Annotated in this window: 11 protein-coding genes; 3 read left to right on the top strand and 8 right to left on the bottom strand. The window is 44.7% G+C overall.

The genetic code is table 11. The features are described 5' to 3' along the window. Nucleotides 1-42 precede the first annotated feature (42 nt). The 4 genes from mngB to KNP96_RS05085 all read right to left on the bottom strand — a co-directional run bounded on the left by mngB (nucleotide 43) and on the right by KNP96_RS05085 (nucleotide 6,452). Complete coding sequence (gene mngB, locus KNP96_RS05070; RefSeq protein WP_214769231.1) at nucleotides 43-2,661, bottom strand: mannosylglycerate hydrolase; 2,619 nt, start codon at nucleotides 2,659-2,661, stop codon at nucleotides 43-45. Nucleotides 2,662-2,676: 15 nt separating this feature from the next. Further along, nucleotides 2,677-4,605, bottom strand: a complete 1,929-nt coding sequence (gene mngA, locus KNP96_RS05075; RefSeq protein ID WP_214769234.1) for a PTS 2-O-a-mannosyl-D-glycerate transporter subunit IIABC — start codon at nucleotides 4,603-4,605, stop codon at nucleotides 2,677-2,679. Nucleotides 4,606-4,737: 132 nt separating this feature from the next. Then, nucleotides 4,738-5,463, bottom strand: coding sequence for a MurR/RpiR family transcriptional regulator (locus KNP96_RS05080; RefSeq protein ID WP_088837078.1), 726 nt, complete (start codon nucleotides 5,461-5,463; stop codon nucleotides 4,738-4,740). A gap of 137 nt (nucleotides 5,464-5,600) precedes the next feature. Further along, the gene (locus KNP96_RS05085) at nucleotides 5,601-6,452 is read right to left on the bottom strand and encodes a YitT family protein (RefSeq protein WP_214766007.1); all 852 of its coding nucleotides are present in this window, start codon (nucleotides 6,450-6,452) and stop codon (nucleotides 5,601-5,603) included. Nucleotides 6,453-6,631: 179 nt separating this feature from the next. Here KNP96_RS05085 and KNP96_RS05090 point away from each other — a divergent pair, with 179 nt between their 5' ends. Next, the gene (locus KNP96_RS05090; RefSeq protein WP_214766005.1) at nucleotides 6,632-7,309 is read left to right on the top strand and encodes a GntR family transcriptional regulator; all 678 of its coding nucleotides are present in this window, start codon (nucleotides 6,632-6,634) and stop codon (nucleotides 7,307-7,309) included. 108 nt (nucleotides 7,310-7,417) lie between these two features. On the opposite strand, the gene KNP96_RS05095 is transcribed toward KNP96_RS05090, so the two are convergent. Further along, the gene (locus tag KNP96_RS05095) at nucleotides 7,418-7,846 is read right to left on the bottom strand and encodes an OsmC family protein (RefSeq protein WP_088837075.1); all 429 of its coding nucleotides are present in this window, start codon (nucleotides 7,844-7,846) and stop codon (nucleotides 7,418-7,420) included. A gap of 240 nt (nucleotides 7,847-8,086) precedes the next feature. On the opposite strand from KNP96_RS05095, the gene KNP96_RS05100 reads away from it, so the two are divergent. Next, the gene (locus tag KNP96_RS05100) at nucleotides 8,087-8,767 is read left to right on the top strand and encodes a Crp/Fnr family transcriptional regulator (protein WP_214769238.1); all 681 of its coding nucleotides are present in this window, start codon (nucleotides 8,087-8,089) and stop codon (nucleotides 8,765-8,767) included. Between the two features lie 96 nt (nucleotides 8,768-8,863). Here KNP96_RS05100 and KNP96_RS05105 read toward each other — a convergent pair whose 3' ends face one another. The 3 genes from KNP96_RS05105 to KNP96_RS05115 all read right to left on the bottom strand — a co-directional run bounded on the left by KNP96_RS05105 (nucleotide 8,864) and on the right by KNP96_RS05115 (nucleotide 10,428). After that, the gene (locus KNP96_RS05105) at nucleotides 8,864-9,247 is read right to left on the bottom strand and encodes an ACT domain-containing protein (protein WP_157898478.1); all 384 of its coding nucleotides are present in this window, start codon (nucleotides 9,245-9,247) and stop codon (nucleotides 8,864-8,866) included. An 84-nt stretch (nucleotides 9,248-9,331) separates the two neighbouring features. After that, nucleotides 9,332-9,727, bottom strand: a complete 396-nt coding sequence (locus tag KNP96_RS05110) for an OsmC family protein (RefSeq protein WP_088838483.1) — start codon at nucleotides 9,725-9,727, stop codon at nucleotides 9,332-9,334. 80 nt (nucleotides 9,728-9,807) lie between these two features. Beyond that, nucleotides 9,808-10,428 carry a flavodoxin family protein gene (locus KNP96_RS05115; RefSeq protein WP_214769242.1) on the bottom strand — a complete coding sequence of 207 codons (621 nt, stop codon included), beginning with the start codon at nucleotides 10,426-10,428 and terminating at the stop codon, nucleotides 9,808-9,810. A 208-nt stretch (nucleotides 10,429-10,636) separates the two neighbouring features. Here KNP96_RS05115 and KNP96_RS05120 point away from each other — a divergent pair, with 208 nt between their 5' ends. Beyond that, a complete protein-coding gene (locus KNP96_RS05120) occupies nucleotides 10,637-12,379 on the top strand; it encodes a methyl-accepting chemotaxis protein (protein WP_214769244.1) in 1,743 nt (580 codons plus the stop codon). Nucleotides 12,380-12,507: the final 128 nt, after the last annotated feature.

Raw genomic sequence — 12,507 nt, forward strand, 5'->3', positions numbered from 1 at the left:
CGTTTTACAGACCTTCAAATCCGACCATGGTCTGACGGTTAATTATCTTTTAATAAGAATTGTTTTTACCTGGTTCGGTGCGACCTCATAAGATTTGTCTTGTACCGCTGACGTGATTTCAACTGGATGTGCTTCGTTTAAATTGACTTCATGAAACGTTCCCGTTTGGTTTGATTTAAATCGAACAGATCGGCTGGTCGTCGTCGGATTGAAGACACGAAGAATGAGTCCTTCCCCTTGCTCTGCTTTTTTCAACGTACTCATGATAATCCCCGTCGATTCGAGTTCGAATAACGAATACGATACCGGCAAATGGAGTCCGGTCGGATTTAAACGCATCGCATCGTGCGGGATTTTATTGTAAGCAACAGTCGGTGATAAGTGACGCTTAGCGCAAACGGCCAGTTCTTCTTCTTTGCGGAGTGAAACGAGACCGAAATCAAAGCTGTATGTTCCGATCATCTGCGAATCCGGTGTCGCTAATTTGATTCCTGACGGACGACCCGGGCGGCGGACGAGCTCTTCTTTTCCGAGTACACCTACGCTACGGAACAGCGTAACTGCAAGCGTTGGTCGAGCTCCTGCAATGACCTCATATTCCCGTGAGCTGTTCGTGATTAAACCGAGTCCGTTCTCTGTCTCATCATCCTTTAGCCCAACATACGATAACATCGGGAAGATACCGTCTGGTCGTTCATTCCATTGTTCCTCTTCCCACACACGGAGCGCATCATCGACGAAGGGGCGGTTTATTACACCAAACTGATTATCTGAAAATGTTTGCCGGGTGTTTACTTCTGCCGGAATCAACAAACGTAAACGGTGGTCCTTCGCGTTGTTCGTAATCGTCACATTAAAGGCAATAACAGGATCGTCATGCTTTAAGACGATTTCAAGCGCGACCGTCATCTCTTTCGTCCGTTTGCCTTGCTTCCGCTCTTCTAAATCTGCCGGTACAGCGAAGCGGTGATCAATTCGGATCATTACCCGATAATTTGTTTGTGTGACTTCGATTGTCGGGCGATCCGTTTCTGTCGTAATACTCACATCATGAAGCAGGGGCGAATAATCATATTCATCTCCATCGTCCCCACTGTCCTCAAGCAGGAAGAGATCGCGGTACGTCCGATTCGACTGTTTATCCGTCACATCAAGTGTACCGTTCGACTGAATTACTACGTGATACCGCGCTGTGTCACATTCCGTTATACCTGTTTCCGCCTGCGGCAACGCGTCCGGAGTCGCACTCTCTTCAACAACGAAAAGTGTTTCATAACTCAAGGCCGGAAGTGTGATATCAAGTTCAATTGTGTAACGATAAAACGGATCATAGTTTCCATAGTGGACGATTTGGCGGTCAATCAGCCCCGGGTCGATGACTGCTTTTTTCATCAACTGATAAGGAACAGGCTGCCCTGCTTCCGTTTCCAGACGGATATTTTCAAATTTACTGATGATTTCCGTCGTCGTTGTGGTCGTTTCCTGACTCGCATTCAAATTAAAGAAGGTTAACCGGTCTTCCGTTCGCTCCGTCGCAATCGAATCGACAATCTTTCTTTTATAGAATGAAATCAATTGATCGGTTTTTTCGTTTGCAATGAAAAAACGGTTGTAAATTTCTTGATGGACTTTATCGGAGCAGCAACATCCGATGCTATCATGGGCATGATTTTTCATGATTTCTTTCCAAATCAATTCGACTAGCCCGTGATGGTATTCAATCCCAAGTGAATAGGCAAGGCTCATTAACGGTTCTAATGTATTCGTCAGCTTGTTTTCGATTTGAGTATTCATCGCTTTGATGTCCATCCGTGTCGAATAGATGCTACGGTGAACACGCATATATTTCCCATCTAAAAACTCTCCTGAAATGGTCGGCAGATTAAGTTGTTGCTCCAGTTGATCAAATAAATCTTCGTATCGACTCAAGAAAAACTCGCGTTCCGGATACAGACGATGTAGTTGTTCGATGACTTCCGTAATGTTTTGCTGGAGCGGCATTTGATCATGACCATTCGGTAACAGCAGATGATCTCCGGTCGCACCCTTATCGAGGACAGGCAAATATTTATCCATTCGCTTTCTTAGTGCCGTTTCTTCAGTCGGTAAATATTTACCGATCGCATAGCCGAGCGGCATCAGCTGGACGAGTACATTGGAACCGTCCGCTGAATTCCAGTTGAATTCAGTTTTGTTCGTTCCATGCCGTTCCGACGTTCCTCGCCAGAAAATCGAGCGCTCGATATCGAATCCGTTCAAAATCATCGGCATTTGTGCCGACTGCCCGAACGAATCCGGTAAATAACCAATCTTCATATGGGGACCAAATTCACCTGAATCTTTAATGCCGTACAATAAGTTTCTGACAATCGACTCCCCGCCTACAATCATTTCGTCTGTTTGGGTATACCAAGGTCCAATAATCAATTTTCCTGATTGAACTAGCTGTTTTATCCGTGACCGGTTCTCCGGCTTTACCGCAAGATAATCTTCGAGGATTGATGTTTGTCCATCTAAAACGTAATATGGATAATTTTTATCCGTTTCAAGCCTTTCCATGATTTCTTCTAAATTATTGACTAATAAGATGCGTGATTCTTCGGTCGAGAAGTACCATTCCCGATCCCAGTGCATATGTGGTACGACATGAACATTTTTCATTGTTTCCAGCTCCCTTTAAGCAACATTTTTCAGTGCATCCTGATGCTTTTTATTTTTATGTTTTCGAGTGAGAAGGAGAAGGACCATCGAAATGAACGCTCCAACCAATGCCGCACCAAGCCATACTGATGCCGCAAGTACGAGGGGTTGTCCCTGAAGTAATGCCAACGAAAAGATACCTGCTCCCGGTACGTTCAGACCGATTCCGAAATAGGCCACAATCGCTCCCGTCACGGCGGATCCTGCGACTAATGAGGGAATGACACGGAGCGGATCATTAATCATGAAAGGAATCGCCCCTTCCGTAATCCCTGCTAAACCGAGTAACCAGGTTTGTTTTCCAATTTCCCGTTCTTCTTTAGTGAACGCCTCTTTGCCTAGGCGGGTTGCACCGGTTACGGCAAACGCTGATACCATCTTGACTGAAGCAAATGTGGCATACGGGATTAAATTTCCGCTCGCCATCGCTCCGATACAAAATGTATACGCCGCTTTATTGATTGGTCCACCGAGATCAAACGAAACCATCGCACCAATGATTGCCCCGAGTAATAAAGCATTAGCCCCCTCTAATCCATCCAGCCAAGAAATCAGTCCTGTATTTAAATACGCTAACGGACGACCGACGACAAATAACATGATTGACCCGACGACAAGTGTTCCGACGACCGGATAAAACCAAAAACTGATAAACCCGGCAAATGTACCCTTCGGTTTAACTTTTTGCTTTAAGAATTTGAGGAAATATCCGGCAAGTAAGCCTCCGAGCATTCCACCTAAGAAGCCACTACCGATTAAGTTGGCTGCGACTCCGGCAGCAAATCCAGGTCCTAGAGCAGGTTTATCAGCAATCGAATACGCCATGTATGCAGCTAAAATCGGAATCATTAACTGACCGAGCAGGGATCCCCCTAATTGACGCAGTAACCATAACCACGAACCTTCTTCCGCATAGAGCGCCTGTAAATCAAACAGTTGGGAGATGAAGACGGCGACGGCAAGCGTCATCCCTCCGGCAACGATAACCGGAATGATATGCGAGATACCTGTCAGCAATGACGCTTTCACTTCGCTTTTCCAATTCGTCGGCTCCTCATCCGCTTCATCCGCCATCCGGTCAGCATCAGACTTCACATTTTCACTTTTCGTCAAAGCTTTTTCCAGGAGATCCTTTGCACTACGAAGCGGGGCAGCGACTGATGTTTTTATAGACGGAATGCCTTTAAAACGTGCTTCGTCCTTTACCGCGACGTCAACTGCAAAGATGACGGCATCTGCCTGCTGTAAATCTTTGGCTGCATGTCGGTCTTCGATTCCGTTTGCGCCTTGTTTTTCAACCTTCACTTCGATGCCAAGATCGCGACCGGCCTTAATCAATGCTTCGGCTGCCATGTACGTATGCGCAATCCCTGCCGGACATGCTGTAACTGCCAGTACTAACTTTCCAGACGAAGGAACTTCTGCTGTTGAGTCCATCTTTTCATCGACAGAGGCGTCTAAGGCTGCCAGTAAGTCTTCTGCTGAACGCGATTGAAGGAGGCGGTTTTTGTAGTCTTCGTTTGAAAGACGGGTTACAAATTCAGCCAATAGTGTCAAATGGGTTGATCCCGCTTCCGCTGAAGGAATCGCCAGCAGGATGACCAGCTCCACCTTGTTTGCCGGATCAATGCTTTCCCAGTCCGTTATCGGTTTTGTCAACGTCGCAATCGCAAATGATGCTTCTCTGACACTATCTGACTTACCATGGGGAATCGCAAGCCCCCCTTCAAATCCTGTCGGTGACAGTCCCTCCCGAGCGATGACTGCTTCATAAAATGCTTCTTCCGATGAAATTTTACCGGCTTCGGCGAGTTCGTGAATTAAAAAGCGGATCGCTTGATCTTTTGAATCAAATGCCTGTTGAACATGTAAAAGTGAGGTTGATGTATTCGCTTGCAACAACATGTTTGTAACCCCTTTCATTTTTACTTTTAATGAATTACCTGTAGTGTATCAACAAAAAAAGAAGAAGCTTGATTCTTCTTCTTCTTTCACATCCTTTTCTTTTGTAAGGGTTTTCATGTGTATAAATACACATCACTTGTGATTTTTCCAATACTGTTCTAACAGATGACGCAACAAGTAAAAAATCGGAGTCGGGTTTGTAATGTTGTGATGTAATAAGCGTTCAGGGGGCGAATAAAAATAGAGGCGGTAATCGGCATAGTTCACGAGGCTGTTATGCGTAAAGTGGGTGATACTGACAATCGGAATGTTTTTCTCTTTTGCCCGCCCTGCCAGTTCAATGACGGCTTCACTCTCGCCAGAAACGGATATCAAAAGAAGTAAGTCCTTCGGTGTCATCGCTTCTAGTTCCGTGATTGTCGTATGACGGTGAAGATAAAACTCACATTTTTTATTAACGACTCGATACCCTTGCACCAAGTATTCGCAATAGGTGACAGAGTCTCCAATACCGTATACGAGTACGCGACGGGCTTGTTCGAGTAAATGATGAACTTGCTCGACATGTACTTCATCGATGAGTTCTTTCGTCTTTTTTAATACGTCACCCGGCACATCTTCTTCATTTGCTTCAAGTTCATGCTTGATTGCATTTTTCATGTGCGAAAAACCGTCATAGCCTAATTTTTTAGCTAACCGGACGATTGTATTCGGGACTGTAAAAGATTCTTCCGCAATCGCCTGAATCGACATGCGTGTTACGTTCGTAAAATGATCGTTGATATATGAAATAATCTGATCGTCTGTATCGTTCAGGTGATATTCATACTTTTGAATCCGTTCCTTAAAAGTCAACATATACCCCACTCCTGCCGCAACGTTTAACCGTTTAATTGTCTACCAATTAAACAGTATACAAAAGCTCGAGTCAAAACAACAGTCACTTCAAGGACAGACCCTTTAACCGGTTTCAGCGAATTCCTTTTAATGAACGTTCACGCACGCTGGAATGCCTTCTCTTCATGACTTCCGTATATTTCCTTGGTCTGCGTAATCGTTAAATAGGCAGTGGAGTCCGTTGCCAACACAAAACGCTTTAATTTCGTGACATCCGGTGACATCAAATGCACCGTGATTACGTGTTGCTTCGCCTTCGAAGAACTAGTATTAACGACATGAACCGTTGCCGGTGCCTTTAATTCCTGTAGAATAAAGGACTGGATATGTTCAAATTGATGACTGATGATGACAACTTCACTATGCTGCTTTAATTTTTGTAGCAAAGTATCGATCAGGACCCCATTGAGAAATACACCAAATACAGCATACATTCCCTTCTCAATTCCAAATAGCATACTCGACACAAGCGCAATGCTTAAATCAAATAAAAGTACGGCTACTCCGATTCGTACACCACTCCATTTATTCAATATCATCGCTAAAATATCTGTTCCGCCGGTCGAAGCATTATGACTAAAAATCAATGCCATCCCGTATGCATTAATCGAAAAACCAAATACTAGCTGGATGAATAAATCATTTCCTACCGGTTGACGGATTGGTGCATACAAATCGAGCATATACACAAACAAAGATAATACCAGACTTGCATAGACTGTTTTAAAACCGAAAGTAAACCCTAAGAAAGCAAAACCGATACAAAAAATAAAAACGTTCAATCCTATCATGAGCACACCTAACGACAAGTTCGGCAGAAATTCGTGGATGATAACGGAAAGCCCTGAAATCCCGCCGGCCGCGACCGAATTTGGTACTAGGATAAAGTGAATATTAAAGGCCACCATCAAAAGCCCGGCATGTAATTGCAGTACATGTTTTTTTTGCATTTTTTTGCTCTCCTTTGTAGTAGAACTAAATTGTAGTACAATTTAGTTCTACTACATAAAACCTGTTTTGTCTATTGCTTTTTTCAGTTATAAAAACCATTCGATTTTTCAGAAAGAATCGACCGGGAAAAATGCTAAAATAAAATAAGAGACAATTCAATGGACGGAGGAACGTTTTCATGAAAACTGTAAAACCCATCGAAACGATTATTATTGAAAAAATTAAACGAGCTATCCTCAATCGGGAATTTGCTCCCGGTATGCAACTTACTGAATCCGTCATCGCCGAGAAACTTGAGACAAGCAGGACGCCCGTCCGGAACGCTTTTAAGAAACTCGAACTTGATGGATACGTCGTCCTGAAACCGAATCGCGGAGCTTATGTGATTCAACCGACCGTAAATGACATCATTCAGGCGTTTGAACTCCGGATTGAATTAGAAGGTGTCGCCGTAAAATTTGGTCTCGCGAATGTCGAACAGAAGGATCTTGACTATTTAAAGCAACTCATCGAAAAAGAACTGGACGCCTACACTCATGAAGATTTAACTGAATATACGAGCATCAACAAAAAATTTCATATGCTACTCGCCGAAAAAAGTCAGAACCGGTATGTCATTGAATTTTTAAGTCGGATCATTGATCAAATCGATGTCTATTTAATGATGTACAATGTCATTGATTATAAAAGTAAAAGAAATAACAAGAGCCTTAAGGAGCATCTCGAGATCATCACAGCGATTGAATCCCGTCAGGTTGATCTTGTTACCGATGCCCTGCAACGCCATTTACACCAGACATTAGACTCTATTAAGTCAATAACGGAACCTTACCAGTCGCTTGAAGATATGTTCTAAAAAAAAACGCAACGCATCCATTTCCCGACGACTCGGAAGTGAACGCGTTGCGTGTGACAGATTACATATTATATTGATGCTGCAGTTAAGAATAGTTCATTTATTCGTTTACGCTTTTGTCCAGTTTGGCACCATTTCAACATTTGCAGCGACCATAGTCGTGTAGACTGGGCAACGTGAATCCACAATGTGTTGCAGTTCTTGTACACGTTCTTCGGATTCGCTTGTTAAGACTTTTGCATTGACTGTGATGCGTTCGAAATAGGGACGAACTGATGCATCCCCCATCATACCGCGTGGATCCAGCGTGCCTTCCACTTCAAATTCAATTCCTTGCAGATCGAAGTTGATTTCTTTTGCGACGAAGTTAGCAATCGCATTTTCGCAACCTGTCAAAGCAACAAGCAGTGTTGCAAGTGGATTTGCACCTTCATCTGTTCCGCCCATTTTCGCCGGCTCATCGATGATGACTTTATGACCGTGTGAAACGCCTTCTGTATACATACCTTTTGATACTGCTGTAATTTTTTCAACCATTTGTAATCTCTCCTCATACACTTTTTTGTTGGTTTCTTTACCACACGCATACCGTACCACGCAGTCTTTTCTCTCTCCAAGACGAATGCTTACGCGTGTAAGCCAGCTTACACTTTCGGCGATTACCTGTTCATGTTTGCTGCTGATTCGAAACTATCTGTTTAGAAAATCTATGAAAACCAGTTATAGTGAAAAGACAATCCTCATCTTGATGAAGAGATGACCAAAAGGAGTAATAACATGGATAAACTTAAGCTTTTGTCGCAAATCAGCTTGTTTGAAGAACTTCCGACGAACGAATTGCAACTTATTAATGACGCAAGTGAAATGGTCCAGTTGAAACGGGGCGACGTTATCCTCTCGCCGCATCAACGGCAAGACGCACTATTTTTTCTAAAAGAAGGACAAGTTCGTTTGTATCGGATGAATAAACAAGGCAAGCAATTCACAGTTGATGTTTTAGTTGGTGGCAACACGTTCGGAGAAACGGCAACACTATCGTTGACGGACGACGACATGTATGCAGAAGCCATGACAGATACGTGCCTCTGTATCATGCCAACTGATCAGTTCGAAACATTCATCGAAAGTAATCCAAAAATTGCGATGAAATTGATTCAAGTCTTGTCACATCGACTAAAGGATGTCTACTCCTTCAGTGAGCACCTCGCGCTAAATGATGTGAAATACCGAATCGTTTATTTGTTGCTGAAGCTGAGTGAAAAATCGGGCACGCGACACAAACAGTGGCAATCAATCGATTTGAAACTTACCCACACTGACATCGCACAAATGATCGGTTCCACAAGAGAGACAACGAGCCTCATTCTGAATCAGTTAAAAAAAGAGGAAGTGCTCAAAAAAGAGCTCTACTTCGCGATTGATGCCAATCGTGCAAGTGAGCTTCTCAATCAATTTTAATTTTTTAAGTACGGCCTACTAATTACGCCAACTAAAAACGGTCATTGCCCGAATCTTTTTTCGAGAAATGACCGTTTTTTAGGTTTAAGCACAAGTTCAAACAATCTGATGGCCATCTGCCCGGAACAGTTCAACCGTTCGCTCGAGCGTGACATCTTTTACGAGAATATAGTCCGTATCATATGTGGATAAAGCAAAGATACTGATTTCATGTGCTGCAAGTGGACGAATCAGCTTGGATAAAATACCCGTCAATGCAAAATCAAGTGGACCTTCGACCTTGATTGCCCGAAATCCGGACTCGATTTTTAAGTATGTCTCGTCTGTCGGAATACTGGATGTCTCGCAGACGACCGATAGCTCATCACGTGTTTTCATGATGTTCCAAAATGATCCACTCTGAAAGATCCATTCTGGTAGTGTGGCTTCAACCGCATAGCGAACGACCGATAATTCTTCTGGTAAGACTGTTAAGTTCAATTGTTTATCCCCCTCTTATCTTAGATGTCATAAGAATACCCCCGAATCTTAGCCTTGTACAGGTCTAGATTTCGGAGGTGTTTTTTACGCTTTCGTCCAATTCGCGACAAGTGTGACGTCCGCTGCGACGAGTGTCGTCGAAATCGGACAACGGGCATCGACGATTTTTTGCAATTCCTGGACCCGTTCTTCCGTTTCCGATGTCGTGACCTTCGCATGGACCGTGACCCGCTTGAATTGTGTCCGGACAGACGGGTCACCCATCATGCCGCGCGGGTCAATCGAACCTTCGACTTCAAAGTCGATTCCTTGTAAATCAAACTCAATCTCTTTTGCGACGAAATTCGCGACCGCATTTTCACAACCGACGAGGGCGACGAGTAGCGTCGCAAGAGGATTCGCGCCTTGATCTCCACCACCCATGCTTTCGGGTTCATCAATCCGGATCGTATGAATCCCTGCCTGACCTTCCGTGTGCATCCCTTTTGAGACTGCTGTCACTTTTTCGATCACAATCAACCGCTCCTTTTAATCGTTTAGTTTTTCAATATGAAAGTAGATTATTCAACGACGTTGCCTTCAGCCGGAATCGGGTGAGCTTGCAGCAGCTTCGCGAAATGCATCAAGTTGTAGGCCATGACTTTCGCATGCCCTTGCGTGAACGCGTTGTTTTTTCCATTTGCTTCAATGAAGGACGGACCCGGTCCCGCTTCGCCAACCCAGTACGTATCGACGTTCGGCGGAATCGTAAAGCCGATATGTGATAATCCGTAAAGAATCGACGCCGATGCATGCTTCGCCCCGTCCTCGTTCCCCGTGACGATGACTCCCCCGACTTTGTTGTAATACATGTATTGCCCTTTCTCATTTGTTAACCCGCTGCCGCCATACAACCGTTCAATGACTTGCGTCGCGATGCTGCTCTTCTCACCGAGCCAAAGTGGTGTCCCGATGACGACGATGTCAGCAGCCTTTACCTTTTCAAAAATTACCGGCCACTCGTCCCCGTCTCCCTCGTCAGTCGTCACGCCATAGGCGACGTTATAATCGACGACGCGAACGATTTCCGACGCGATGTCAAAGTCTTGATAATAAGCAATCACTTCGTTGATTAAGGCTTCCGTATTCGATAATTCATCTGACGATTTTAATGAACAATTTAAAAATAAAGCTTTTGTCATAAGTCTCAACTCCCTTATTGTCTAGCATTCATGTACTTTTTTATAATTCCTTTGTTTTTGATTTGTCAAACCTGACCGTCCTGCATTTTAAACCGTCACAACTTCTCCATTCAAAAAAATTGAACTTTTATTTTAAAACATCGAAAAAATAATTTTCAGACCGATAGTATATATATCACCAACTAGAAATCCACCAGGAGGTCCATCTATGACTGAAGCAAGAACCCATTCCATTCGTACACGTTTGTTACTGATCATCAGCTCCATCCTCATCATTTTTTTCCTCTTTAGTAGTGCCGCCCTTTATTACAACACGAACCAAACAGCGGTTTCGACGCTTAAAAAAACAGCGGAACAAGACGCTCTTCGCATCGCAAAAACATTCGACACGGCTGCCTACGCTGAATTTTTGAGCAATCCGACCGCTTCCGAGAATTATGAAACGCTTCGTGAATCACTTGATACGTTACGTCAGCAAAACGGTTTACTGTATGCCTATACGGCAACGATCGACCAAAATAAAGTCAATTTGTTGATTGACGGTCTACCGAAAGCAGAAGCCGCAGCCATTAATGACCCGGCGACAGGTGCCGTCGCGCAGGACATGAAACACGTTTTGAACGGTGAGACCCATACGACGGACGTGATTGATGATCCGGAATACGGACAATACGTCAGCGTCTATGTACCGCTGAAAGATGCCTCGAACACAATCATCGGCATATTAGGTGTCGATATCGCTGCAAAAGACGTCGATGCGCTGTCGACAACTTTACTCAAACAAAACTTACCGCTCTTCATCGGTTTATTACTGATTTTACTTGCACTCACCTTAGCTGCCTTGTACTATATGCTCGGACGGAAGCTGAAACCGCTCGAGACGCTCCAAGCCGTCTCGGAAAACATCGCGGCCGGGCAACTTCGGCAGGCGGATACACAACTGACCCAGCTCGAAATCAAATCGCATGATGAGATTTATTCGCTCGCCCACTCGATTAAACAGATGAACGACATGTTACGGACGATGATCACCGACATCTCGCAGACGTCACTTCTCGTCCATGAGACGAGTCAATCGATCGACGACAGTACAACGGAAGTCCTCGACGGTTCAACACAAATCGCACAGACGATGACCGAAATCGCGACCGGGACCGAAAGTCAGACCCACGTCACGTTATCATTGACGGATGAAATGGATGCATTCTCGCGATTAATCGGGGCGACTTCGACGGAAGGTGAACAGGTCCAGATGACGGTAGCTGAGATGCGTGACATGACAGACGCCGGACGTTCCCAAATGGAACGGTCGGTCAGTCGGATGGAAACGATCCATCAACAAGTTCACGCTTCAACAGACCAAATCCAGCACCTGAAACGACAATCGACGGAAGTCCAAGCGCTCGTCACAATCATTCGCGACATCGCCGCGCAGACGAATCTGCTTGCACTGAACGCCGCGATTGAGGCAGCACGTGCCGGAGAACAAGGAAAAGGCTTTGCTGTCGTCGCGTCCGAAGTCAAAAAACTGTCGAACCATGTCGCAAGCAGTGTTAACGAAATCGCGGCAATCGTCCAAAGCGTCCAGGAAAACACGCAGCAGATGGAAAGCAGTTTTGCTTTGACGCTGCAGGAAACAGTGTCCGGACAAACGGATATTAAAGAGACGGATGCTTCGTTCCGCCACCTCGCTGAACATGTCACAAGTGTCGCCTCGTCGATGGCACAAATGACCGATCAGATGACACAAGTCACCCGGTCGGAACAAACCATCCGCAGTGCCTTGCACGAAATCGCGACGGTCGCAGAGGGACATACGGCAAGCAATGAGGAAGTCGCAGCCGCTTCTGAACAAATGATTGCGACGATTACGGGCCTGCATACGCTTGTCGCGACCTTGAACACAACATCCCGTCACCTGGAAGATCAAACGAACAAATTTTCCTTATAATGAAAACCGCGCAGAGCCCAAATGGGATACACTTGAAAAAGTGAACTGTTTGGGTTTTTCTATTGTTAGACGCCACTCGCCGGTACTGCGCAATCATGATTGGATTACCGTAAAATCAAATCGACACC

The sequence above is a fragment of the Exiguobacterium sp. s133 genome, assembly GCF_018618595.1.
Classification (GTDB): Bacteria; Bacillota; Bacilli; order Exiguobacteriales; family Exiguobacteriaceae; genus Exiguobacterium_A; species Exiguobacterium_A oxidotolerans.